We start from the raw sequence: 23,429 nt of genomic DNA, 5'->3' as shown, positions 1-23,429 counted from the left end.
ATGTGGCTCGATGGCCTTCTCCTTTACCATCCAGCCAAGCATCGCTCCCGTTCCATATGCGGTATCGCCCACCAGACGCTTTGGCTTGAGCGCGAAGCGCTGTTCGACCCGATTCACCATCGTCTTCGTGGACTCCACTTCTTGCGATCGATGTGCCGGGGTGGCTTCGACATCCACAATGATTCCTGCATGCAGGTCGATCAGGTAGTTCGTTGAGTAAGCGAAGAACGCCGGACCGCCTGGAGCGGCGGTGTAGCGTGCAGCGGGATCGGTCAGCGATATACGCTTCGGTGGCGTAGCCGAATCTGCGTCTTCATCTGAAACTGGATTGGCTTCCTCCAACGCATCGAGATATTCGCGAACCGCACGGCTCGGGCCATCGCCTTTGCGCCAGTCAATCACTTCTTCTCCAGGCACGCCGCGCGCACGATTCGCATCGGCCTTAACCACGCTGGCGTCCACGGCGAATCCTTCGCCTTCAACGAGTCCTTCGCTCATGCAGCGGCGTAAGACGGATTCAAAGACGTGCCGCAAAGCCTCGCTGTCGCGGAAGCGCCCATGTCGGTTTTTGGAGAACGTTGAGTGATTCGGCACTGAGTCTTCCAGTCCGAGCCGACAGAACCAGCGATATGCAAGGTTGAGGTGAACCTCCTCGCAAAGACGACGCTCCGAACGGATACCGAAGCAGTAACCCACGATCAGCATGCGAATCATGAGTTCCGGATCTATGGAAGGACGCCCCGTATGACTGTAGTGAGGCGCCAAATGCTCGCGTAAGCCGTGGAGCTCGAAGTACCGATCAACGCCACGCAGCAAATGCGTTTGCGGGACGTGATCGTCAAGGTTGAAGGAGTAGAAGAGTTTGTCTTGCTCGCCACCTTGACGACCCATCATAGCGATGCGCTCCTATCACTCGATGAATCAAGGATAGGCAACCCGCTCGAATTCTGCGGTGTTTTTCAACAGAATCGATCGATTTCCGCCGTCCGCCGTCCGCCGTCTCTCTCCTCTCCGATGACGTGCATGCGGCCCAGGCCCTACACTTGCCCGGCTTGATCTTCGTCAAGTGGGCGTGGCCTCACGCTCACACAATGAAAACCTGATTCTCGCGGGGGCGCCAGGCGTGACGTATGCGTGGCCGATTGTTCCGCGAATGCTGACCAGCGTATCGACCTTTCCCGGCTGTCGTGGTGGCTGTATTTCCTGCTGCCTGTCCTCTTCAATGGATCCGCAAGTAAGGGCCGACGCAAACGTGAGGCGTACCTTGACCTTCCTGCGATGGGAAGGCCTGGCATGCGTTCATTCTTTCCGGGACAGTCACAGCGATGCTTCGCATGCCCGCATTTCTGATCGCCGTTCTGCTGGTCCTGATTCTGCCGATTCGGCTGGCGGGAGCAGCGACGTTGTCTTGCGATAGGGAAGCGGGGCCAAGACCGATGAGCAGCGGTCATCACGTCGAACTGCGACATGGCGACATTGCGCGACAAGGCGCGTCGAACACGTCCGACGCGATCCGCATGCATAGCTCGACGCGTGTGAGACATGCGACCGTCCCATGCGGAACGTGTTCTTCGTGCTCTACCGGTGCATTTGAAGCAGGTCCCCGCTTCGCACCACCCGGCGTTAAGGCGTTCATGTTTTACACGGCCCGTCCCACTTCCGATCCCGAGTCGAGCTTTCTGACCGAAGGTATCGATCGTCCTCCTCGCGTTTCTCTCGCGTAACGCCGTCAGCCAGCCCTTGTGTCTAAGGTCGTCCTGGCTGCTCAAACCGCCGTATAGCGCATGGCGTGCATACCCATGCGCCGGATCCGGCACGAAACGATCTTCATCGATCGTCAACCTGATCCGTTCGGACTATGGAGCATGCCTTCCGGCAACGCGTGTCCGGGTGGTGTGTGTCCAATCAGAATTGGAGGAAATCAAAATGAACTGGTTATCGCAGAACGGGTACTGGATCGTCCTTGCCCTCGTCATGTTCCTGATGATGCGGCGAGGTGGAATGGGATGCGGCATGGGGGGAGGCCGCCATGCACTGCGCGAGGATCACTCGCATCACGACAGCGACGGCGCCGCGTTGCGTGATCCGGTCAACGGCCACCCGATAGATCGGGCCCACGCGTTGACGACCATTTTCGACGGTCGCACGTACTACTTCGAATCGGAAGCGTCGCGCGAAACGTTCAATCAGGATCCGCAGCGGTTTGCCGGCGGCATGCACCGCCGTCATCACGGCTGTTGAGCCGAATCCAGAATCCACATTGTTCATCGAAGGGAGATCGCGATGGATACAGCAACTCATGCGGCGATTTACACGTGCCTGATGCACCCTGAAATCGAGCGCCCCGCGCCCGGTGCGTGCCCGAAATGCGGTATGGCGCTCGAGCTGAAGACGCCGGTATCGAGCCACACCGAATGGACATGCCCGATGCACCCGGAGATCGTTCGCCCGGAACCCGGCGCCTGTCCGAAGTGTGGAATGGCGCTCGAACCACGCACCGCTCACGCCGACGAAGAGCGAAACCCCGAACTGGAATCGATGACCCGGCGTTTCTGGGTGAGTGCCGTCCTGACCGCGCCGCTGCTCGCGTTGACCATGGCGGGCGACATTCCTGCCATGCACCTCGGCTCGCTGCCCGGCGCATCGTATTTTTCCTGGATCGAGTTTGCACTCGCCACTCCAGTGGTGCTATGGGGCGGCGCTCCGTTCTTTGCCAAAGGCTGGCGATCGGTCGCGACGTGGAATCTCAACATGTTCACGCTGATCGGGCTCGGTGTAGCGGTGGCCTATGCCTACAGCGCGGTCGCGCAGATCGCGCCGGGACTTTTTCCGCCCGCGTTCCGGCATCCCGCCACCGGCCACGTCGCGGTGTATTTCGAGGCCGCCGCGGCGATCGTGACGCTCGTACTGCTCGGCCAGGTGCTCGAGTTGCGCGCGCGGAGCAGCACCAACGCGGCAATCCGCGCGCTGCTCGGCATGGCGCCCAGGCTGGCTCGGCGGGTGGGAACCGATGGCAGCGAAACGGATGTTCCGCTGGAGCAGATTCAGGTCGGCGACCGGCTGCGGGTACGGCCGGGCGAAAAGGTGCCCGTCGACGGCGTGGTGCTCGAAGGACGTTCGTCGGTCGACGAATCGATGATCACCGGCGAACCCATCCCGGCGGAGAAAATCGCGGGCGACAAGGTGGTGGGGGCCACGGTGAACGGCAGCGGTACGCTGATCATCGAGGCACAGCGCGTGGGGGCCGACACGCTGCTGGCGCAGATCGTCCAGATGGTCTCCGAAGCCTCGCGCAGTCGCGCGCCGATCCAGCGCCTGGTCGACGTCGTAGCAGCGTACTTTGTGCCGGCCGTGGTGCTGGCCGCCATCGTGACCTTCGCCGTTTGGGCCGTGGTCGGACCGGCACCTGCGATGGCCTATGCAATCATCAATGCCGTCGCCGTGCTGATCATCGCCTGCCCCTGTGCGCTGGGGCTGGCCACGCCAATGTCGATCATGGTGGCGAGTGGGAAAGGCGCCACGGTGGGCGTGCTGTTCAGGAACGCGGAAGCGATCGAAACGCTGCGCCGCGTGGATACCCTGGTGGTCGACAAGACCGGCACCCTCACGGAAGGGCACCCAAGCCTTCAGGAGGTGCTGCCGGCGGCCGGGTTTCTCGCCGATGACGTGCTGCGTTTATCCGCCAGCCTGGAGCGCGGCAGCGAGCATCCGCTTGCGGCTGCCATCGTGCAGGGCGCGCAGCGCAAGGGATTGGCGCTGGAGCAGGCGGAGGCGTTCGAATCGGTGCCAGGAAAAGGCGTGAAGGGCCGGGTCGAGGGCCATCCTTGCCTGCTGGGCAACATGGTCTTGCTGACGGACGAGGGCGTCGACACGTCGGCCCTTGCCGGGCTGGCCGAAGCACAGCGCGCGCAGGGGCGCACCGCGATGTTCGTGGCGATCGACGGAAAGCCGGCTGGTCTCGTCTCGGTGGCCGATCCGGTCAAGGCCACGACGCCTCAGGCGATTCGCGACCTGCACGACGAGGGATTGCATATCGTGATGCTGACCGGAGACAGCGAGACAACCGCAAAAGCCGTTGCGCGGACTCTCGGCATCGATGAGGTCATTGCCGGCGTGCTGCCCGATCAGAAGGCGCTCACGATCAAGCGTTTGCAGTCGGAAGGACGATTCGTAGCCATGGCCGGTGACGGCGTAAACGATGCGCCTGCACTGGCTCAGGCTCAAGTGGGCATCGCCATGGGCACGGGCACCGACGTGGCCATGGAGAGCGCCGGGGTCACGCTGGTCAAGGGAGACCTGCGCGGCATCGTGCGCGCACGGCGCCTGAGCCGAAGCACGCTGCGCAATATCCGCGAGAACCTGTTCTTTGCCTTTGTCTACAACGTGCTGGGCGTGCCGATTGCCGCAGGCGTGCTCTACCCGGCCTTCGGCATCCTGCTGTCGCCAATGATCGCCGCAGCGGCCATGTCGTTCAGTTCGTTCTCGGTGGTGAGCAACGCTTTGCGGCTGCGGCGGGCACGCATTTGAGCATCCGGCGCGATGTCGATCGGTTACAGGGTTGAGTTGCACGGAAACCTGACTCGGCCGGGGCCGTCTTGTCTCGAGACAAAAGACAATCCCGGCTCGGCGAGTGTCAGAAACTCAGGGTCTCGTATGCCTTCACGATGTCGCCAGCCACGGTCTCGATCTGTTCGCGTTTGAGCATGGCCTGCGAGCGCAGCAGTTGATACGCATCTTCTTCGGACATGCCGCGCGACTCCATGACGATCCGTGTGGCCTGGCGGATCACGAGGACCTTCGCCTGCTTCTGCTCGAGCCGTTCTATGTATCGCTCACGCGCGCGGGATGCCTTGAATTGCGTGAGCGCAACGGCAATAGCGGTCAACAACCCGAACGAGCGTACCGGCGAGGGAATCGTTGCGAACGCATTCAACCGCAGTACCGCTTCGATGGTGATCGGATTCTCGTACGTCACGACCGGAATCACCGGCGGTGACGCACTGGATCCAAGCCACGGATAATCGACCGACAGCGCCTCGGGACGAATCGCCATGATGACGAGATCGGTGTTGCACGGCAGGGTATCGAGGCGCGGCCAGCATACTTCCACGCCGCAGCCAATGCGCTGAAGCTGCGCGAGCAGCTCTTCGCAATCCTGATCCCGCGGATGAATCACCACGACTTTTAGCGAACGCAGGTCGCGTAGGATCGTCGGCGTCTGCGCGGTCCGCTTCATCGATCGGCTCCCGTGCGTGCGAGTTCAGGATGCGCTTGCGCGGTCCACGCCGGCGTGCTGTGAGAAACGACATAAGGATCCGCCTTCACGCGTTCGGGCGCGCGCCCGATGATATCGAAGCGGCCACGCGCGTCGACTCGCCCGATTAGCGGATGCAGGTAGGTGTGGTTGTTGTGCTCGTCAATGCGGACGCGGCCTTGTGGAGCGTCGAATTCGAGTCCGGGCAACACACGCAGCAACAAGGTGGGGTCGTCCGAGCCGACGCGGCGGATCGCATCCGCGAGCAGATGCATCTGGAAATAGGAGGCTTCCCAGCACATGTTGGTCGGCTGATTGTCGCCGAAGCGGGCCTGATAGCGGGCAACGGCGCCGAGGTTTGCGGCTGTATCCACACTCTGGAAGTAGGTGGCAGAGGTGATGTGCCCTTCTGCGAGGTCGTTTCCCATTAGCGCAATTTCGGCTTCACTCGTCATATGGCTGGCGATAGGCGTGCGGTACGGATCGAGCCCGACCTGCGCAAATGCACGGTACAGATGCGGAATGCCTTCGCCCACTACCGTGGAGAAAATGAAGTCGGGGGCGAGTTGCTTGATCCGCCTCGCTGCATCCAGATAACTTTCCCACGGCGCGTCGAGCGACAGATAGGTTTCATCCACCTTTTCTCCGCCCCGCTCGAGAATCAGATCGCTCATCACGCGATTCGACTCGTAGGGGCATACGTAGTCCGAACCGATCATGCTCACGCGTGAGCCAAACTGCGTGAGCATGAAACCGGCGAGGGGTAGCGTGTTCTGATTGGGCGCCGCTCCCGTGTAGATCACATTTCGGCTGTATTCGAAGCCTTCATACGGCGTCGCGTAGAAGAGCAGCGCATTGTGCCGTTCAACAATCGGAATGACCGCCTTGCGTGTGCTGGACATATAGCAGCCGACGATCACCCTGACCCGATGTTCGAGAATCAGTTGTTCGGCGAGATCGGCATAGCGCCAGGGCTGGCATTGTGGATCGAGGCAGACGAGTTCGATCTCGCGTCCCGACACGCCTCCTGCGCGATTGATCTCCTCCACCGCGAGCATGGTGGCTTGCAGTTGAGTGAGCTCCGCAGCTGAAGTTGTACCTGAGCGTGAATACAGGACGCCAATTCTGATTGGCTCCGAGGCAAGGCCGGCGTCAATACGGGTCATTCGTCAAAACCGATGGTCGCTACGTTTGGGAAGTGCGCTGTTTGTGCGCGCGGCACGCGGCTGGTGCGCACGAGCACTGCCGCGGTGCGGCGCTGGGCGCATCAACCGCGCAGACTGCTTTATTTATGATGCCGTCCGCTTTATCAGGAACGCAACTGATCAATTTGCATCCGCCGCGCAAAAGGAATTTGCGGCAGCTGTCCTCGTCAACCGTAAATTCTGGCATAGCCGTTGCTTATAGGAGTGCGTCGACCCGTCGTGCAAAACGGGGACGTACAGCATCCATTTAGCTGTTCGAGACAAAGGCGTCTTGAGCGGCACCGGCCAAAAAAGCCCGAAACCAGCATGTCTGGTTTCGGGCTTTTTGCGTTTGCGATTTCTAATCCATGTCGGAGTGAAGCAAATGAAAAGACGTACTTTCCTGTCGGCAGTCGGCTCCGGATTGGTGAGCGCTGCGGGCGCTGCACTGCCTAAGGCTGCGTTTGCCGCGGGTGCGGGCGATCCGATCAAGCTCGGCCTGTTGTTCTCGCAATCGGGCACGATGGCCAACGGCGAGTCGCTGTTAAAAGATACGGCACTGATGACGATCGATCAGATCAACGCCAAGGGTGGTGTGCTCGGGCGCAAGCTGCAAGGTGTCGTTGTCGATCCGGCGTCGGATTGGCCCATGTATGCACAGCTCTCCAAGCAACTGATCCTGCGCGACCAATGCGCGGCACTGTTCGGCTGCTGGACGTCGGTGTCGCGCAAGTCGGTGTTGCCGGTCGTCGAGTCGCAGAACAGTCTGCTGTTTTATCCGCTTCACTTCGAAGGCGAAGAGCAGTCGAAGAACGTTGTCTATCTGAACTCGCCGCCGAGCAGCTCGGTGCTCCCGGCTATCGATTACCTCATGAGCGAGCAGGGCGGCGCTGCCAGACGCTTCTACATGATCGGCAGCGACTACGTGTGGCCGCGCACGATCAACAAGATGCTCAAGGGCTATCTGAAGACCAAAGGCATTCCGGACTCGGCATGGCGCGAACATTACGTTCCATTCGGGCAGTCGAATTTCCAGACCATCGTGCGCGACATCAAGGACTTCGCCGCGCAGCCTGGCGGCCAGGCCATCGTCGTGATGACCGTGGTGGGCGATTCGATTCCGGCGATGTTCAAGGAAGCGATCAATCAGGGTGTGCGCGCAACCGATATTCCGATCCTCGGCCTGGACGTCGTGGACAGCGATCTCGAAGGTCTCGATACCACGCCACTGGTTGGCCACCTTAGTTGCTGGTGCTATTTCCAGAACGTCGATACGCCGCAGAACCGGCAGTTCAAGAGCGACTGGAAGAACTATGTCGGCGCGCACAACCTGAAGCATCGACCGGACATGGTGATCGATCCGATGGTGTCGACTTACCTGGGCATCCATCTCTGGGCGCAGGCCGTGACGAAAGCACACTCCACCAGCACGGACGCGGTGCGCAAAGCGCTTGCAGGGCAGTCCATGGTCGATCCGGCGGGTTACACCGTGAAGATGGATGCCTCCACGCAGTATCTGTGGCGCGGCGACATGATCGGTTCGATCAATGCCAAACAGGGCTTCGACATTTTGTGGAAGTCGAAAGACATCGAGAAACCGGTGCCGTTCAGCCCCTTCATCGGTAAGGCTTGACAGTCCCTGCCGCATAGCCTGGCAGTTGTGGGATCGGCGTGCGCAAGCATGTCGATCCCTGCAGGATCGAATGGAAATACCCATGATCAATTTCAGGCGGATCTTTTGCACGATCGTTTGTCTCGCGCTTGTCTGGAGCAGTGCCGCGAGCGCCGCACCGGGCCGCGCCGCGATACTCGCGTCGTTCTGCGCGACGAACGGCGATAAGGCCGCTGCACTGGAGCAACTGGTGGAAGCAGGCGTGTCCGATGACGCGCACGAACGTGCGTGGGCACGTCAGATCGTCGATGCGATTCGCAACGGTGCGCTGGCGTGCAGCGCCGACGGTCAGGTTACGCTGCAGGGGCACCCTGCGCTCAATGGCGTGACTCTCCAGTCACGCGTCAATGCGTCAACGGATGCGCCCTATGTGCCGAGCATCGTGATGATGCGCAAGCTCGCGGTGGCGTCGGCGGAAATGGACCTGTTCTCGTCGCGACGGGACACTCGCGCGGCGGCTGCGCGGCAAGTCGACAAGTTCTTTGCCTTGCTCGACCCCGCCGTCGTCACACGCGCGGTCAAGGCACAGCGTGACCCGGATATCGCGACCACTCTCACACTGGCATTGGCCAAGCGCGGTCTCAACAGCAATGTGAAGGCCGACCGCCTGGCGGCGATCAACGCTGTGGCCGAGGTGCCGAGCGAGACCGCGCGCACTGCGCTGACGAACTTCGCGGCGGAGGACTCCGTGCGCTCGGACCCGGACGTGCTCGCCGCGGTGCAGGGAGCGATTCGCCACATGGACACGTGGCTGTCGCTTGGCAAGGGCTTGTCGATCCTGTTTAGCGGCTTGAGCTATGCCGGCGTTTTGTTGTTGACGGCACTCGGCCTGTCGATCGTATTCGGCCTGATGGGCGTGATCAATCTTGCGCATGGCGAATTCATCATGATCGGCGCGTATGCGACGTATCTCGTCGAACGCTTCATGCAGGCGCATCTGCCAGGCTGGTTCGACGCCTACATTTTTGTTGCGATTCCGGTGGCATTCGTGATCTGCGCTGCGTGCGGCATGTTGCTTGAATTTCTCGTCATCCGGTTTCTGTATCGCCGGCCGCTCGAGACGCTGCTCGCTACGTGGGCGGTCAGTATCGCGCTGATCAAGCTGATTCAGGTGCTGTTCGGCTCGCAGAACGTCGAGTTCATTACGCCGGGTTTTCTCAACGGCGGCATGCAGGTTGCGCCCGGCTTTTTCGTGACCTACAACCGCGTGTTTGCCATCGCGCTAGCCGTGTTGATCTTCGGCGCAACCTTCGCCGTGGTTCGCTTCACGAAGCTTGGTTTGCTGATGCGTGCCACGACGCAACTGCGGGACATGGCGCGCTGCCTCGGCGTGCCCGCCGAGCGCGTCGATCGCATCGCATTCGGGCTGGGTGCCGGACTCGCGGGGCTGGCCGGTGTGGTGTTGACGCAGATTGCGAGCGTCAATCCGTCGATGGGCACGGGTTTCGTCGTCGACTCGTTCATGGTGGTGGTGCTCGGCGGCGCGGGCAGTCTCGCGGGGACAGTCGCGTCGTCGCTCGCGCTCGGCGAAATCAACCAGTTCATCGAACCATTCTACGGAGCCGTTGCCGCCAAGGTGGCCGTGCTTCTGCTCATCGTGCTGATTATCCAGAAGCGCCCGCAAGGACTTTTTGCATTGAAGACCCGCGTATGAATACGTTTCCCGATCCGCGTACCAGCAGGAAATTCACCTTGTCGGCGTTCGCAACGAAATGGATGGGCCAGTCCGTGGAGGTCGGCATCGTGCCGCTGCTGGTCCTGCTGGCGCTCTATCTGCCTTTGGCCTATTTCGTGATTCCGGAGTCGAATGCGCTGCATCTGTCGCTGTTCGGCATCAACCTGATCGGACAGATCATGTGCTTCGCGTTGCTCGCGCTGGCACTCGATCTGGTGTGGGGTTATGCCGGCATCCTGAGCCTCGGGCACGGCATCTTCTTCGGAATAGGCGGCTACATGATGGCCATCTATCTGCTGAACGGCGCCTATGCCGACACGCACGTCTTGCCGGACTTTCTGCAATACATGGGGGCGAGCGACTTTCCACCGGTATGGAAGATGCTCTCGCGACTCGATGTGACGATCATCGTCACCGTCGTCGTAACCGTGCTGATTGCGGGCGCGTTCGGATTCGTTACGTTTCGCTCGCGCATCAATGGCGTATATCTGTCCATCATCACTCAGGCGCTGACTTATGCGCTGATGCTGCTCCTGTTCATCAACGACGTGGGCCTCGGCGGCAACAACGGCATGACCGGTTTCACGAGTCTCGCGGGCCATCAGCTTGCCGATACCTCCACACAGATCGCCCTCGCGGTGTGTTCGTGCCTGCTGCTGGTGGCGGCCTATATCGGCGTGCGCTTTCTCGCCCGCTCCAGTTTTGGCAGGGCGCTAATCGCGGTGCGCGACGACGAAGCAAGGATGCGGTTTCTCGGCTACCGCACGCATACGCTGAAGCTCTTCGCGTGGTGTCTCTCGGCGGTGCTCGCCGCGTTTGCCGGGATGCTGTACGTGCCGCAGGTCGGCATCGTCAACCCGACTATCGTGTCGCCGCAACTGTCCGTCGAGATCGCCGTGTGGGTGGCCATTGGTGGGCGCGGCACCCTGATCGGCGCAATCGTGGGCGCTATCGTGGTCAACGGACTCAAGTTCTGGCTGACGGCGCAACTGCCGGCGCTGTGGCCGTTCATTCTTGCTGGCGTGACACTCGTGATTGTCGTGTATTTCAGCAATGGCCTGTGGGGCGCGCTCAAGGCTACCGGCCCTGAAAACAACGGGGGCAGCCAATGAACCAGCCACTGCGTGCCACCGCCGTCTACATCAGCGGGCTGTGTGTGACGTTTTCCGGTTTCGCGGCGATCACGAACCTGTCGATGGAGTTTCGATACGGCGAGATTCGCGCCATCATCGGCCCAAACGGTGCGGGCAAGACGACCTTGATGGACGTCATCACGGGAAAGACCCGGCCGGTGTCCGGTGAAGTGTTTCTCAACAAGGTCACGAACCTTGCGGCGCTCGACGAAGCATCCATCGCGCGCCTCGGCATCGGCCGCAAGTTCCAGAAGCCAAGCGTGTTTGAAGCGCTGCGGGTCCGCGAGAACCTCGAACTGGCGATTCGCAATGGCCGCGGCTATGCGGACATGGTTCGCTCGCGCCTCGGCCCCCAGCAGAACCGTCGTATCGACGAAGTGCTCGAGACGATCGGTCTGGAGCATGAAGGGCGCCGCCTGGCCGGCACGCTGTCGCACGGCCAGAAGCAGTGGCTCGAAATCGGCATGCTGCTCGTCGCCGATCCTCACGTGATCCTGCTCGACGAACCTGTTGCCGGCATGACCGACCACGAAACCGCCCGCACCGCCGAACTGATCTCGCGTCTCAGGTCGCCGGACCGGGCAGTGGTGGTGATCGAACACGACATGGATTTTGTCGGTGAAATCGCGGACCTCGTCAGCGTGTTGCATGAAGGAAAGCTGCTCGGAGAGGGATCGATGGAGAGCGTGCGCAATGACCCACGCGTGATTCAGGTTTATCTGGGACGGTAGGCATGCTGAAGATTTCCGCACTCAACCAGTTTTACGGCAGCAGTCACACATTGCGCGACGTGTCGCTGAACGTGGCCGACGGCGCTTGCACGGTAGTGCTCGGCCGGAATGGGGTGGGTAAGACGACGCTGCTGAAGTGTCTCGTCGGGTTGCTGCCTGTCAAAGGCGGCGAAATCGAACTGGCGGGGCAGCCGCTTACGCGCACGCCATCGCATCGGCGCGCGCTGGCGGGTCTCGGCTACGTACCGCAAGGACGCGAGATTTTCCCGCAGCTTAGCGTCGAAGAAAACCTGCGTATCGGTGCCTACGCGGGCGAACGCAATCAGACCGCGAGGGGCAAGCAATTTTCTTTCGACGATGTCTTTCACACCTTTCCTGTGCTGAAGACGATGCGCCGGCGCATCGCGGGCAATCTGTCCGGTGGGCAGCAGCAACAGCTCGCGATTGGCCGGGCGCTTCTGACCAATCCGAAGCTGCTGATTCTCGATGAGCCGACCGAGGGCATTCAGCCGTCGATCGTGATGGAGATCGAGGCGGTGATCCGTTCGCTGAAAGGATCGCTGTCGATCCTGCTGGTAGAGCAATTTTTTTATTTCGCGCAGGCGGTAGCCGACGACTATGTCGTGCTGGTACGAGGCCAGGTTGTATCGGCGGGACCTCGTGACCAGATGGAAGCCAATAACGTCAGAGCGCTAATTTCAGTGTGATGCGGCGCCCAGCCAGGCACGCTTTCACTTCGACAACCCACATTCGAGCAGGAACCCCATGAAGAAATGGCTAGAACAATCGATCATGCACACGCGCGGCGTCGCACGCGGCGAGGTTCGCGTAACGCATGAACTCAGTGAATCCCGTCAGGGCACATTTCACTACACCATCGGGCCGTACTCCGCGCCGGTGATGAGCATTGCTCCAGGCGACCGGGTGGTGGTTCAGACGCGCGATGCGTTTGACGGCAAGATCCTCACGGAACAGGATCTGCCCAGCCAGAAGCTGCGGGTGCCGTTCCTGAATCCGCAGAGCGGCCCGATCATGATCGAAGGCGCGGAGAAGGGCGACGTGGTGGCGGTGTATATCGAATCGATGCTGCCGCGCGGCGACAACCCTCGCGGCACCTGCTGCCTGATTCCGCGCTTCGGTGCGCTGACGGGTACGGAATACACCGCGACGCTCAATGAGCCGCTGCCCGAGATGACCCGCAAGATCGATGTGGACGAAGAAGGCGTCTACTGGAGCAAGCGCGTGACGCTGCCGTACAAGCCGCATATCGGCACGCTGAGTCTGTCGCCGGAAATCGACTCGATCAATTCCCTCACGCCGGACAACCACGGCGGCAATATGGACGTGCCAGACATGGGGCCCGGCAGCATCACTTATCTGCCGGTGCGTTCCGCCGGTGCGCGGCTCTTTATCGGCGACGCGCACGCCTGCCAGGGCGACGGCGAAGTGTGCGGCACCGCTGTCGAATTCTCCAGCACGACCACGATTCACGTCGATCTGATCAAGGGTTGGCCTATCGAGTGGCCGCGCCTCGAAACGGATGAGCTGCTGATGGCAATCGGCAGCGCCCGCCCGCTCGAGGACGCAACACGCATCGCCTACCATGAACTGGTGCTCTGGATGGAGAAAGAGTACGGCTTTGACCGCTGGGATGCCTACATGATGCTTAGCCAGTGCGGCAAGGTGCGGCTCGGCAATTTCGTCGACCCCAAGTATTCGGTTGGCGCGGCGATCAGCAAGAAATATCTCGCACCGGCCGCCTGAGGAGACGCCATCGTAGACTTGAAACTCAAGGGTTTGAAGGCGCTCGTAACGGGCGGCGCCAAGGGTATCGGCCGCGCGATGGCGCACACGCTGGCAGCACGAAGGTGCGGACGTCGCGCTGTGCGCGCGCGATGATGCCGCTGTCGAACAGACGGTGGCCGACATCGCGCAGGTCGCGGGTGGCGCGGTGAAGGTGCGGGGCGCCCCGTTCAACGTTTCGGATGGCTCAGCGTTACAGGCCTCGACGCGCGCTGCCGCGGCGCAACAGGGCGGCATCGACAATCAGTCTTCCTGTGCAAGCCGAAACAGGACGTCAGCGAGGGCGCGGATTTTGGACTGTGCGGCTCGTTGAGACGGATAGACGACGAAGTACGACAAGCCGTTTTTCGCCACATCGACAAAAGGCGTCACCAGTGTCTCCGCCCGCAGGCGGTCCCTCGCCATCCGGGGATCGCCTATTGCAACACCATGCCCCTCCGCCGCAGCGGTGAGCGTCAATTCGAGAGTATCGAAAACGAGTCCGCGGTTCGCATCGATGTGGCTTGCCCCCACGCTTTCCAGCCAGCATCGCCACTCCTCATGGCCGTGCCCGGGATGAAGCAATGTGACATGAGCGAGGTCGTCTGCCGAGCGCAGCGATGCGGCCATTTCGCGTGTGCACATCGGGGTGAGTTGCTCGGCAAACAACAGAACCGCGTCCATTCCCGCCCACTGCCCGGTTCCACGAACAACGATGGCGTCGACGTCTGGCGTGGTGAAATCCGGCGTGTCGTCCGCCGATGTGGAGAGGCGGAGTTCCGTTCCAGGCAACGCGTGATTGATGTCTGCCAGCCGTGGGAGCAACCAGCGAATCGCGAACGTGGAGGGCAACCGCAGGGTGACGATAGACGCTGTCCTCGCGTGCATGTCTGCGTGTTGGACCAGTTGCGTGAGTACGCTTACGGCCACGGTCAACAGTTCGCTTCCTTCCGCGGTCAGCGTCAGCCCCGACGCATGGCGCACGAAAAGTGCACACCGGTAGTGCGCTTCCAGTTGCTGGATCTGACGACTCACCGCGCCCTGCGTTCGACACAGATGGTCCGCGGCTTTGCTGACGCTCCCGAGTTGCGCCGCGGCGACGAATGACTGGAATGCTGTCAGCGACGGCAGCGCCCGCGTCAGGTCGGCCAATGGATATGCATGCGCTGCATACCCCGGTTGCGGATTTTTCGATTGTTCGGTCATCGGTGCATCGCTATCGTGCCTGTATCGGATGCGCGTCCGCTCGAACGCGCGGAGTGGTCAACGAATGATCGGAGAATGAAGATGACCTCATCGTCGGAAGCACTATACACGCGGCAGGTTCGCAACTATCTCGGGGAACTGGAGCGCGGCGATGTCGCGGCGATCTGTGCGTTGTTCACACCGGACGCCCAGATCTTCTCGCCGTTTCTCGGCTGGATGCGCCCTGCGCCATTCTTTGCGAAGGTCAATGCCGCGTCTGGAGAAAGCAGAATCACGCCTATCGACATCTGTGTGAGTACAACGGGGGCCCGACGTGCGACCGGTTACTTCGTCTATGACTGGGGGTTAAAAGATGGGTCCGCAGTGCGTTTCGAGTGCGTCGATGTTTTCGAATTCGACGACGATGGGCTCATTGAGCGGATGATCATCGTCTACGATACGCATCCCATTCGCAGTACGGTAGGCGACAAATATGCGTAGCCGTATGGATATCGCTCGCTACCGAAGGCTGGCGTTTGCGAAGGGCTGCGCCGATCTTGATCGTCACGCACCCAGAGGCTCGAATCCTTCTTCCAGCCAAGGTGGTAGGGAATGCGAATCAAAACCCGGCAAGCTACGAGTTCGCGTCGGGGTGCTGTCTGTCGAAATTCTGCCTTGCTTCTCGAAAGAGGTCCGCATTCTCGACGATCCAGGTCCACAGCGGGACCATGCGAACGAGCAGTTCCATGCCCGTGTCGGACAGCTCGTACTCGACCCTGGGGGGTATCTCGTCGAAATCATGACGGAGCACCAGGCCCTCACGCTCGAGCTGTCGTAAGGTGCGCGTCAACATACGTTGAGTAACCCCGTGCATGCGCCGGCCGATTTCTGCATGGCGCAGTCTGCCGTACACGCCGAGCGTGTGGACGACACCAAGCGACCAACGGTTTCCGGCATGGGCGAGCACCTCCCGCCGCAACCCATCGTCATCGTCTCTCAGGCCGTCACAAACGGTCTGCGAATATTTGAGAAGTTCGTCCCGGTCCAACTATCTGGCTCCCAGTATCACGCGTGTGCCTTCTTTCATACACGTCCATGCATTGCTAGACTGCCGCAACGCATTCCTTGGCAGGCTAGACAATGAACCAGACAGATCCTGATGCTACGTCTCAAAACATTCTCGTGCTCGGTGCCGGCGAACTCGGCCTCCCGGTGCTGCGCAATCTTGCGCGTCGCGCGAAGGACGTGGATGGCGCGAAGATCAGCGTGCTGCTGCGCGCAAGTGCCGTAGAGTCCAGTGCGAGAGGCAAGCGACAAGATATCGCGGAGATCCGAGGTCTGGGGATCGAGATTGTCGTAGGCGATCTTGTGAAGAGCTCCATCGACGAGCTTGCCGAAGTATTCGCACGATATGACACGGTAATCGGTTGCGCGGGCTATGCAGCCGGAATCCGCACGCCAATGAAGCTGGCGCGGGCGGCCTTTCAGGCGCGCATCCCGAGGTACTTCCCATGGCAGTTCGGGGTCGATTTTGACGTGATCGGTCGCGGCAGTCCGCAAGACATCTTCGACGCACAGCTTGACGTGCGCGAATTGCTGCGCAGTCAGCACCAGACCGAGTGGGTCATCATCTCGACCGGCATGTTCATGAGCTACCTGTTTGAACCGGACTTCGGTGTTGTTGACCTGCAAAACGACGCAGTCCACGCCCTGGGCAGCCTCGACACCGCTGTAACGCTGACGACGCCCGATGATATCGGCGCACTGACTGCCGAGATCGTGTTCGCCCAACCCCGTATCCGGAACGAGATCGTGTATCTGGCCGGTGACACCGTGACTTACGGAGAGGTCGCCGACAAGCTGCAAGCAGCGCTCGGCCGCCCCTTCAGCCGTTCGGAGTGGAGCGTGCAGTATTTGCTGGATGAGCTGGCGCGCGACCCGCACAACATGATGCGTAAGTATCGTGCGGCTTTTGCTCAAGGGCGCGGTGTCGCATGGGACAAGAGTGGGACGTTCAATCAACGCCACGCTATTCCGGTCACCGACGTCGCATCGTGGATCGATGCAAACCTTGCTTCGGGCCGCAGCGAGTAATCGTCAGTCCGACCATCCTTTCAACCGCACGTACCGTTTTCCGGGGATAGCCGAACCGCGTGAAGCAGCACGTTTTCAAGGGATCCACGCGAGATATAGGCCGCGAGTACGGGGCGTCGTTCATCGACGCGTAGGCCGAATCGAAGTCGGTACCCATTCGCTTCTGGGGGCGTAGCGCGAACGTCAAGCCCGCCTGGGACGACCCGGGCGGGCATTTCCGTCAAACGGTGCGGCGCGTCAGAACCGCGTACTGAACCCCACCCGCGCGATCGACTGCACCGCGCCGCTCGCCGCGCCATCGGCATCCATCACGCCATTGATCTGCGCGTTGCTGCCATGGCTCGCGCGCTGATGCACGCCCGCGACGTACACCATCGTGCGTTTCGACAGCCAGTACTGGACCGCGGCCAGGACCTGGTGCGCATGTGCGTTGTCGAGTGTGTCGTTACCCTTCATGTACGTGTAGCTCGCGCCGATCACCCAGACCGGTGATGGATGCCACGCGGCGCCGGCCTCCGCCGACCACGCGCCCGCGCCGTTCCACGCGTTGTGTACGGTCGTGAAAAGCGCTTTCGCGGTGACCGTACCGAGTGTGTAGTGCGCCCCTGCGCCCCAGTTACGCACGCTCGTGGCCGGCATCCCGTCCGTCGCGCCGTATTTCTGGTTCGTGTAGGCGGCGCCCGCGCCGAACGGGCCGTTGTTGTAGCTCGCGCCGACGCTGACCGTGTTGTTCGCGCCGACCGATCCCGCGACGTTGCCGAAGCCGTACAACGCGCCGAAGGTCAGCCCCGACAGCGACGCGCTGGTGTACTTCACGGAATTCGCGACGCGGTTGCTGCCCGCGACGCGGTCCCAGTCGAACGCGCCGGTCGCGTTGTTCGGCAGCGCGAGCTTGTCGAACGGCCCGTTGCGAAAGCCGTACAGCCCAACGAGATCCTGCGCGATCTCGTTGCCGCTCGCGGCCAGCGCGTCGACCATGAACTCGTACTGGTTGCCGAGCGTCAGCGCGCCGTAGCGGTCGTTCTGTAACCCGACATAGGCCGTGCGCGCGAACAACCCGCCGCCGATCATCGAACCGTTCGCGAGCGAGAACTGATTGACGAGCCGGAAGATCGCGCGAGTGCCGGCGCCGAGATCTTCCTTGCCCTCGAAGCCGAGCAGGTTCGGGAAGAATATGTTGTCGTCGAATTTCGCATTACCGTGGCCGCCTTCGTTGCTGACATAGCTGATGCCGGCATCCAGCAGCCCGAACATCGTCACGCTGCTCTGCGCGAACGACGCGGCCGGAATCGTGCAGGCCGCGAGGGCCAGCAGGGTCTTTTTCGTCATCTCCAATGTGCTCCTCACATGTTTCCGGTCATGCCGGAATATTTTTGATTGGACTACTGATTAATACGAAGATAATGAATCGTCGAACTGGCAATTCGATCGCGTCCGGCACGGAACCGGATCGGACTCGCGCGGGTACCGGCGTGCAGTTCATGCGCCAATGTCCGCGCGTGTCGGGCGCTAGACCGTCGAATACCCGCCGTCCACCGGCACGATTGCGCCCGTGACGACGACGGTCTTGGCGTCAAACGACCAGGGGCGGCTCATGTTCGATACTCCCGACGGTGTGATGCGAGCGCGCATGCCGGCGCGGTGGCGCGACCAGGATCTTGATCTGCGCGCGATCGGCGAGCAGTGCGTCGAAGCCGTCGGCGACGGCGTCTTCGAGCGAGACGGTGCGCGTGACGATCGAGGTGAGATCGAGCGCGCCTGACCCTATCAGCCGCAGCAGGTCTTCGTACACGTGCCGGTAGCCCACGCTCGCGGTGAAGGTCAGCTCGTCGTTGACTGCGCGGAACGCATCGAAGCTCGCGTGCGGCATCAAGCCGACCATCACGAGGCGACCGCCCTTGCGCAGCCCCTGCATTGCCGCCTCGAACGTGGCCGGCAGGCCGGCCGCCTCGAAGCTCACGTCGACGCCGAGCCCACCTGCCGCTTCGCGGATCGCGTCGCGCAGCACCGGCGCGTCGAGCGAGCGCGCATCGAACGTGTGCGTCGCGCCGAAACGCGCCGCCGCGGCGAGCCGCTCGGGCGACACGTCGACCGCGACGATGGCCGTCGCGCCCTGCAGCTTCGCGAGCATGATCAGCAGCAGACCGATCGGTCCGAGTCCGAACACCGCGCAGGTGTCGCCGAGCCGCAGTTCGCCGCGCCGCAGCGCGTGCAGCGCGACGGCGGCCGGCTCCATCACCGCGGCCTGCTCCAGACTGACGTCATCGGGCAACCGGTGCAGCATGTAGGCAGGCACGACTGCGAAATCGGCCATCCCGCCATCGCCCATCAGGCCGGCGAAGCCCATCGTGACGCACAGGTTGTACGACCCCGAGCGGCAGTACGCGCACTGGTGGCAGTGATACTCGGGCTCGACCGCGACGCGGTCGCCGGGGACGAGCGTCGTGACGCCCGCGCCGACTTCGACGACGGTGCCGCAGAACTCGTGGCCGAGCGTCAGTGGCGCGGTGCGGCCGGACAGCGGATGCGGCGCGTCGACGGGAATCGCATGCGGGCCGTCCGCGTATTCGTGCAGGTCGCTGCCGCAGATGCCGCAATACGCGACCGCGATGCGAACCTCGCCGGGTCCGGCGCGCGGCGTGTCGAGATCAACGAGGCGAATGTCGCGCGGGCCGTGCCATTGAAGTGCACGCATGTCAGCGTCCTCCCAGATTTTGGGTATCGAAACAGGGGGCGGCGCCGTCGAGCGCGCGTTTGCGCAGCACGGCGGGCGCGGTTTCGACGAGACCGAACGACAACACGCACGCGAGGATCGCGCCGGCGGCCGATGTCCACATCGCGAACTGAAGGCCGTACTTGTCGGCCGCGAAACCGGCGACGGTCGGCGCGACGAAGCCGCCGATCAGCTCGCCCGCACCCATGATCAGGCCGAGCGCGCTGGCGATCGCGCGGGGCGGCACGGTTTCGGCCGGGATCGTCGCCATGAACAGCGTGAAGCAGCCGAGGCCCGTGTACGTGGCGAACACGAGTGCGCCGAGTGCCCACAGCGAATTCACGTGGATCATCACGATCGGGCAGGCGGCGGCGATCAGCGCGAACACGACCATCGTCGGCTTGCGGCCGATCCGGTCGGAAATCGCCGGCACCGCGAAGCCCCAGAACACCCACGCGGCGCCCAGGCAGGTCATCACGACGCCCATGTTTGCCGGGGACAGGTGGCGGCTCTCGACGAGAAAGACCGGCGCGAACGAGATGATCACGACGAACCACGTGAGGAAGAAGCAACTGATGAGCACACACAGCAGGACGTTGCGTTCCTTCAGCAGTGCCCAGCGATTGATCGCCGCGCCGCCGGCTGGCGGTGCACCGTGCGGGGCCATGCTGTCGGCCTGCGCGTTTCGCACGCCGCCGGGCGGCACTTCGCGCACCCAGCGCCAGATGCAGAACGCGATCAGGAAGCCCGGAATGCACGACACGTAGAACGCCTCGCGCCAGCCATAGGCGGTCGCGATGCCGATCACGACCGGCGGGCCGATCATTGCGCCGAGCAGGCCGGCGGCCGAGCCTTGCAGCAGGCCCATGTTCAGCCCACGGCGGCTCGGCGTCGAACTCTCGACCATCAGCGATTGCGACAGCGGCAGCACAGGCCCTTCGGCGATACCCATCAACGCGCGGAACGCGATCAGGCTCGCGAAGCCGCCGACGAGCCCCGACAGCGCCGAACATACGGAGAAGCCGAGCACCGCGGCGACCAGCAGCGGCTTGCGTGTGCCGCGCGCATCGGACCATGCGCCGGTCGCGGCGCCTGACAGCGCCCACGTGAGTGCGAGCGCGGACGACACCATGCCGAGCTGCGTATTCGACAGGTGCAGTTCGGCCGACATGAATGGGAACAGGAACGACAGCGCGAGGCGGTCGAAGAACACGAAGCCGAAGGTCATGAACAGGATCAGCAGCACCCTGTTCTCATACGTCCACGCCAGTCTGGGGGAAGGTTGGGGTGTCATGGGCGGCCTCGTCGCGTGTCAGCGGAACAGCTTCTCGATCGCTTGTGCGCCGAGGCCCACCTTCTCGTAATGCGCCTTGCACATCGCGATGTACGAATGCACGTCGAAGTAGCCGTCGGGGTTGCCTTCGTCGTCGAGCCAGATCAGTGGGCCTTTGACGATGAAGAACGCGCGCATCGGTTCCGGGTGGTCGAACGCGACGAGCGTGTGGCCCTCGCCGGGCGTTTCATACACGAAATCGCCGCGCATCGCGGTCCATTCGTGCTCCAGGTATCCCCATTTGCCCGACAGCGTGTAAGCGAAGACCTCGTGCGGGTGGTAATGCCGGTTCACGAGCCCCGCCTTCTTCGCCATCAGGATGTCGCACCATTTGTTCTGCGACGGCGAGATCCACAGCGGCCGCGACGAAACCGTTTCGGTAAACGGAACGTAGTAGCGCTCGTCCTCGGTGGCCGCGTTCTGGATATAAGCCTCCGGCAGCGCATCGGGCTTGAACGGATTGGCAATCGGCGCGATGCCTTGCCAGAATTCGGATACGGCTTTGTCGACCATGGTTTGTCTCCTTGTGGTTAGGTGTCGTGGGGTCGACTTTAGCCAGCCGGTGCGCGCCGCTTTTGACTGGGCCGGACGAAATGCTTGATCCGGCCGGACATCGCACCGCAACAACAACCAGACGCACCCTCTCCCAATCCGTGCCGCTCCGCACGACGGGTGCCCCCAGGAGGCGACGTGACGAATTCGACCGTTCTTTCATGCACGCGCGGCTCGACGGCCGACGTGCCGGTGTGCGACCGGATGGCGTACTGGGAGGCGATATGTGCTCAGACACTCGTCGGCCTGCGCTGCTCGTCGCTGTCGCCGGCGGGGCTCGAAGTGGAGAAGACCGACATTGCGCTGCCGGGCCTCGGCATCGCCGACATCAGCGGGCAGGATCACGTGATCGAACGCAGTCCCGCTCTGGTGCGCCAGTTGCCAAAGGAGTCGCTGTTTGCGTGCCAGATCCTGAACGGGCGTGCGTATTTCATCCAGTACGACCGCTGCCTGCTCGTGGAAGCCGGCGACGTCGTCGTGTATGACACGCGTGTGCCTTATCTTTTCGGATTCCTGACGCCGATGCGGCAGCTGCTGATCGACATTCCGGTCGCGACGTTCGACGAGCGCTTCGACGCGGGGCTGCCCGCGCTACCGCTGCGGATCGCCCCAAAGCCGGGCGCGGGCGTGATGCTCGGCACGGCGCTGCGCGCGGGTGTGGAGCGGTTCATGAAGGCGCCGGTCGAAGGTGACGCCGCGCGCTTCGTCGAACACACGCGCACGCTGGTCGCGGAACTGATCGATGCGGAAGTGAACGGCGCGGGCACATCACGCGCATCGCTGTCGTACCTGCTGACCGCGAAGCAATACATCGCGACGCACCTCGGCGATCCGGAACTCGCGCCGCAGGCGGTCGCCGATGCGGTCGGGCTGTCATTGCGGCACCTGAGCCGGCTCTTTGCCGCCGAAGGCGAGTCGATCACGCAGTACATCTGGGCCGAGCGGCTGTCGCGCGCGCACCGCGAACTGGTCGATGCCCGACTGCGCAAGACGAGCATCGGCGAAATCGCGTTTCGCTGGGGCTTTTCAAGCCAGGCGCACTTCAGCCGCGCGATTCGCGAACGCTACGGTGCGTCGCCGATGGCGCTGCGCGAAGCCCGTTGAAGCAGCGAAACCGATGCCAATGCGGGACGTGATTCACGCGCCGCTTTCGTTTTCATCGTGCTTCCGTTGCGGCGGGCGCGTCGCCGCGTCACCTGCGCGAGCATGAATTTGGCGCAGCGCTCCGCAGGGGTGATCGTCGGTACGTTTGCGTTGGTGGGTGCGGACGAAAACCTGGATTACCTGGGATTAACGACGCTCGGTATCAATTCGACGCGGACCAAACCGACGCAGCGGGTCTTTGGAAAGGGATTTCTCGAGCCAGTGAGGTGTATTACAACAGCCTGCTAGAGCGGTATTGCCGATCGATACAGATCCAACGTTGCGCGGCAAGCAGCCGTCTTCAGTGTGGCGAAGAGGCCTGGTCTCAGAGGTGTGACGGTATACGAACCGCAGAAAACGGCCGTATACGTCAGAAATACCGTCACTTGGTGGCGTTCGTAGCGAGACAGCGGTAGACGATGGCGGGAGGGGGGGCGTCTGCCGGTTTGCAAAGTCCGTTCGTCGAACCATTCCTGCCCTTAAGCTAGTTCCGACTAACGTCATAACCGCGCTCCAAAGCGGCAGCTGAGCCTCAGCCCGCTGGAGAGCCGGGCAGGTCACCAAGAGGAGCCATTCGACAGTACCGCTCGGATCGCCGACAATTGCACGATTAGTATGTTTCTGGTCAGGTCCAGTGATGGAGAAAGCGGTGTGGGGGCTGATCATAGTAGCCATCGTTTCGTGGGGGATATGCTACATATACTCGACCAACATTATCCACTTCGGATGGATCGGAACCCTGTTCGCATCGACGGCAGGCTTGATCGCGACGATATCGAGCTATCACACGGAAGACGTAGCTCATACGCGCGGCGGCACCATATACAAAGCAGAATCACCAATCAAATTTCGAGCTATCGTTGAAAGTGGTGTACGCGGCGTAGGGAAGAGGCAGGAGAAGGCGGTGGCGATTGAAGGAGAATGTTGCTTCTCACGGTAACACTTCCACAATCGAACTCCACCACCATGGCGAAACAT

At 62.0% G+C, this 23,429-nt stretch carries 20 protein-coding genes; 11 read left to right on the top strand and 9 right to left on the bottom strand.

All coding sequences use genetic code 11. From position 1 onward, the window contains the following. Positions 1-894 (bottom strand): transposase (locus tag PKKP23_RS31820; RefSeq protein WP_138721047.1); only part of this gene is annotated, 894 nt, incomplete at its 3' end. Positions 895-1,911: 1,017 nt separating this feature from the next. On the opposite strand from PKKP23_RS31820, the gene PKKP23_RS31815 reads away from it, so the two are divergent. Continuing rightward, entirely contained in the window at positions 1,912-2,241 is a 330-nt protein-coding gene (locus PKKP23_RS31815; protein ID WP_240659239.1) for a YHS domain-containing protein, read from the top strand. A 42-nt stretch (positions 2,242-2,283) separates the two neighbouring features. Further along, on the top strand, positions 2,284-4,527 hold the full coding sequence (locus tag PKKP23_RS31810; protein WP_240659238.1) for a copper-transporting P-type ATPase: 2,244 nt from the start codon (positions 2,284-2,286) through the stop codon (positions 4,525-4,527). 106 nt (positions 4,528-4,633) lie between these two features. On the opposite strand, the gene PKKP23_RS31805 is transcribed toward PKKP23_RS31810, so the two are convergent. Both PKKP23_RS31805 and PKKP23_RS31800 read right to left on the bottom strand, forming a co-directional pair. After that, positions 4,634-5,236 (bottom strand): ANTAR domain-containing response regulator, encoded by a 603-nt coding sequence (locus PKKP23_RS31805; RefSeq protein ID WP_017774479.1) that lies wholly within the window; start codon positions 5,234-5,236, stop codon positions 4,634-4,636. Continuing rightward, positions 5,233-6,420, bottom strand: a complete 1,188-nt coding sequence (locus PKKP23_RS31800; protein WP_126879848.1) for a transporter substrate-binding domain-containing protein — start codon at positions 6,418-6,420, stop codon at positions 5,233-5,235. Before PKKP23_RS31800 ends, PKKP23_RS31805 begins: the two co-directional genes overlap by 4 nt. A 403-nt stretch (positions 6,421-6,823) precedes the next feature. Between PKKP23_RS31800 and PKKP23_RS31795 the strand changes: the two genes are divergently transcribed. The 6 genes from PKKP23_RS31795 to PKKP23_RS31770 all read left to right on the top strand — a co-directional run bounded on the left by PKKP23_RS31795 (position 6,824) and on the right by PKKP23_RS31770 (position 13,413). Continuing rightward, complete coding sequence (locus PKKP23_RS31795; protein WP_026121364.1) at positions 6,824-8,071, top strand: urea ABC transporter substrate-binding protein; 1,248 nt, start codon at positions 6,824-6,826, stop codon at positions 8,069-8,071. A gap of 82 nt (positions 8,072-8,153) precedes the next feature. After that, entirely contained in the window at positions 8,154-9,764 is a 1,611-nt protein-coding gene (urtB, locus tag PKKP23_RS31790) for an urea ABC transporter permease subunit UrtB (protein ID WP_126879847.1), read from the top strand. Further along, a complete protein-coding gene (gene urtC, locus PKKP23_RS31785) occupies positions 9,761-10,897 on the top strand; it encodes an urea ABC transporter permease subunit UrtC (protein ID WP_126879846.1) in 1,137 nt (378 codons plus the stop codon). The genes urtB and urtC overlap by 4 nt, the downstream gene beginning before the upstream one ends. Further along, positions 10,894-11,649 carry an urea ABC transporter ATP-binding protein UrtD gene (urtD, locus tag PKKP23_RS31780; RefSeq protein WP_126879845.1) on the top strand — a complete coding sequence of 252 codons (756 nt, stop codon included), beginning with the start codon at positions 10,894-10,896 and terminating at the stop codon, positions 11,647-11,649. The genes urtC and urtD overlap by 4 nt, the downstream gene beginning before the upstream one ends. Positions 11,650-11,651: 2 nt before the next feature. Then, positions 11,652-12,356 (top strand): urea ABC transporter ATP-binding subunit UrtE, encoded by a 705-nt coding sequence (gene urtE, locus PKKP23_RS31775; RefSeq protein WP_126879844.1) that lies wholly within the window; start codon positions 11,652-11,654, stop codon positions 12,354-12,356. Between the two features lie 58 nt (positions 12,357-12,414). After that, entirely contained in the window at positions 12,415-13,413 is a 999-nt protein-coding gene (locus PKKP23_RS31770; protein WP_126879843.1) for an acetamidase/formamidase family protein, read from the top strand. 282 nt (positions 13,414-13,695) lie between these two features. Here the strand turns inward: PKKP23_RS31770 and PKKP23_RS31760 are convergent, their stop codons facing one another. Further along, the gene (locus PKKP23_RS31760; RefSeq protein WP_126879842.1) at positions 13,696-14,637 is read right to left on the bottom strand and encodes a LysR substrate-binding domain-containing protein; all 942 of its coding nucleotides are present in this window, start codon (positions 14,635-14,637) and stop codon (positions 13,696-13,698) included. A gap of 81 nt (positions 14,638-14,718) precedes the next feature. Between PKKP23_RS31760 and PKKP23_RS31755 the strand changes: the two genes are divergently transcribed. Continuing rightward, complete coding sequence (locus PKKP23_RS31755; RefSeq protein WP_176049081.1) at positions 14,719-15,117, top strand: nuclear transport factor 2 family protein; 399 nt, start codon at positions 14,719-14,721, stop codon at positions 15,115-15,117. Positions 15,118-15,250: 133 nt separating this feature from the next. Here PKKP23_RS31755 and PKKP23_RS31750 read toward each other — a convergent pair whose 3' ends face one another. Beyond that, positions 15,251-15,664: a winged helix-turn-helix transcriptional regulator gene (locus PKKP23_RS31750; protein WP_126879840.1), complete on the bottom strand. Its 414-nt coding sequence runs from the start codon at positions 15,662-15,664 to the stop codon at positions 15,251-15,253. A 92-nt stretch (positions 15,665-15,756) separates the two neighbouring features. On the opposite strand from PKKP23_RS31750, the gene PKKP23_RS31745 reads away from it, so the two are divergent. Further along, complete coding sequence (locus PKKP23_RS31745) at positions 15,757-16,710, top strand: aromatic alcohol reductase (protein ID WP_126879839.1); 954 nt, start codon at positions 15,757-15,759, stop codon at positions 16,708-16,710. A gap of 237 nt (positions 16,711-16,947) precedes the next feature. Here the strand turns inward: PKKP23_RS31745 and PKKP23_RS31740 are convergent, their stop codons facing one another. From PKKP23_RS31740 to PKKP23_RS31725, 4 genes are all read right to left on the bottom strand, one after another. Beyond that, positions 16,948-18,039, bottom strand: a complete 1,092-nt coding sequence (locus tag PKKP23_RS31740) for a porin (RefSeq protein ID WP_017774491.1) — start codon at positions 18,037-18,039, stop codon at positions 16,948-16,950. Positions 18,040-18,283: 244 nt separating this feature from the next. After that, positions 18,284-19,405: a 2,3-butanediol dehydrogenase gene (locus PKKP23_RS31735; protein ID WP_126879838.1), complete on the bottom strand. Its 1,122-nt coding sequence runs from the start codon at positions 19,403-19,405 to the stop codon at positions 18,284-18,286. A 1-nt stretch (position 19,406) separates the two neighbouring features. Continuing rightward, positions 19,407-20,717 (bottom strand): MFS transporter, encoded by a 1,311-nt coding sequence (locus PKKP23_RS31730; RefSeq protein ID WP_026121369.1) that lies wholly within the window; start codon positions 20,715-20,717, stop codon positions 19,407-19,409. An 18-nt stretch (positions 20,718-20,735) separates the two neighbouring features. Beyond that, positions 20,736-21,269, bottom strand: coding sequence for a 2,4'-dihydroxyacetophenone dioxygenase family protein (locus PKKP23_RS31725; RefSeq protein ID WP_126879837.1), 534 nt, complete (start codon positions 21,267-21,269; stop codon positions 20,736-20,738). Positions 21,270-21,446: 177 nt separating this feature from the next. Between PKKP23_RS31725 and PKKP23_RS31720 the strand changes: the two genes are divergently transcribed. Next, on the top strand, positions 21,447-22,412 hold the full coding sequence (locus tag PKKP23_RS31720) for a helix-turn-helix domain-containing protein (RefSeq protein ID WP_126879836.1): 966 nt from the start codon (positions 21,447-21,449) through the stop codon (positions 22,410-22,412). Positions 22,413-23,429: the final 1,017 nt, after the last annotated feature.

It is taken from the genome of Paraburkholderia kururiensis JCM 10599 = LMG 19447, assembly GCF_003986935.1.
Lineage (GTDB): Bacteria > Pseudomonadota > Gammaproteobacteria > Burkholderiales > Burkholderiaceae > Paraburkholderia > Paraburkholderia kururiensis.
Note: the sequence above shows the minus strand (reverse complement) of the source record. Positions and strands in the feature narration are given on the sequence as shown.

What these genes read in the sequence shown, in the direction of transcription:
- PKKP23_RS31810 (WP_240659238.1), top strand. Translation starts at nt 2,284, where the DNA reads ATGGATACAGCAACTCATGCGGCGATTTACACGTGCCTGATGCACCCT.
- PKKP23_RS31805 (WP_017774479.1), bottom strand. Translation starts at nt 5,236, where the DNA reads ATGAAGCGGACCGCGCAGACGCCGACGATCCTACGCGACCTGCGTTCG.
- PKKP23_RS31800 (WP_126879848.1), bottom strand. Translation starts at nt 6,420, where the DNA reads ATGACCCGTATTGACGCCGGCCTTGCCTCGGAGCCAATCAGAATTGGC.
- PKKP23_RS31795 (WP_026121364.1), top strand. Translation starts at nt 6,824, where the DNA reads ATGAAAAGACGTACTTTCCTGTCGGCAGTCGGCTCCGGATTGGTGAGC.
- urtB (WP_126879847.1), top strand. Translation starts at nt 8,154, where the DNA reads ATGATCAATTTCAGGCGGATCTTTTGCACGATCGTTTGTCTCGCGCTT.
- urtC (WP_126879846.1), top strand. Translation starts at nt 9,761, where the DNA reads ATGAATACGTTTCCCGATCCGCGTACCAGCAGGAAATTCACCTTGTCG.
- urtD (WP_126879845.1), top strand. Translation starts at nt 10,894, where the DNA reads ATGAACCAGCCACTGCGTGCCACCGCCGTCTACATCAGCGGGCTGTGT.
- urtE (WP_126879844.1), top strand. Translation starts at nt 11,652, where the DNA reads ATGCTGAAGATTTCCGCACTCAACCAGTTTTACGGCAGCAGTCACACA.
- PKKP23_RS31770 (WP_126879843.1), top strand. Translation starts at nt 12,415, where the DNA reads ATGAAGAAATGGCTAGAACAATCGATCATGCACACGCGCGGCGTCGCA.
- PKKP23_RS31760 (WP_126879842.1), bottom strand. Translation starts at nt 14,637, where the DNA reads ATGACCGAACAATCGAAAAATCCGCAACCGGGGTATGCAGCGCATGCA.
- PKKP23_RS31755 (WP_176049081.1), top strand. Translation starts at nt 14,719, where the DNA reads ATGACCTCATCGTCGGAAGCACTATACACGCGGCAGGTTCGCAACTAT.
- PKKP23_RS31745 (WP_126879839.1), top strand. Translation starts at nt 15,757, where the DNA reads ATGAACCAGACAGATCCTGATGCTACGTCTCAAAACATTCTCGTGCTC.
- PKKP23_RS31740 (WP_017774491.1), bottom strand. Translation starts at nt 18,039, where the DNA reads ATGACGAAAAAGACCCTGCTGGCCCTCGCGGCCTGCACGATTCCGGCC.
- PKKP23_RS31735 (WP_126879838.1), bottom strand. Translation starts at nt 19,405, where the DNA reads ATGCGTGCACTTCAATGGCACGGCCCGCGCGACATTCGCCTCGTTGAT.
- PKKP23_RS31730 (WP_026121369.1), bottom strand. Translation starts at nt 20,717, where the DNA reads ATGACACCCCAACCTTCCCCCAGACTGGCGTGGACGTATGAGAACAGG.
- PKKP23_RS31725 (WP_126879837.1), bottom strand. Translation starts at nt 21,269, where the DNA reads ATGGTCGACAAAGCCGTATCCGAATTCTGGCAAGGCATCGCGCCGATT.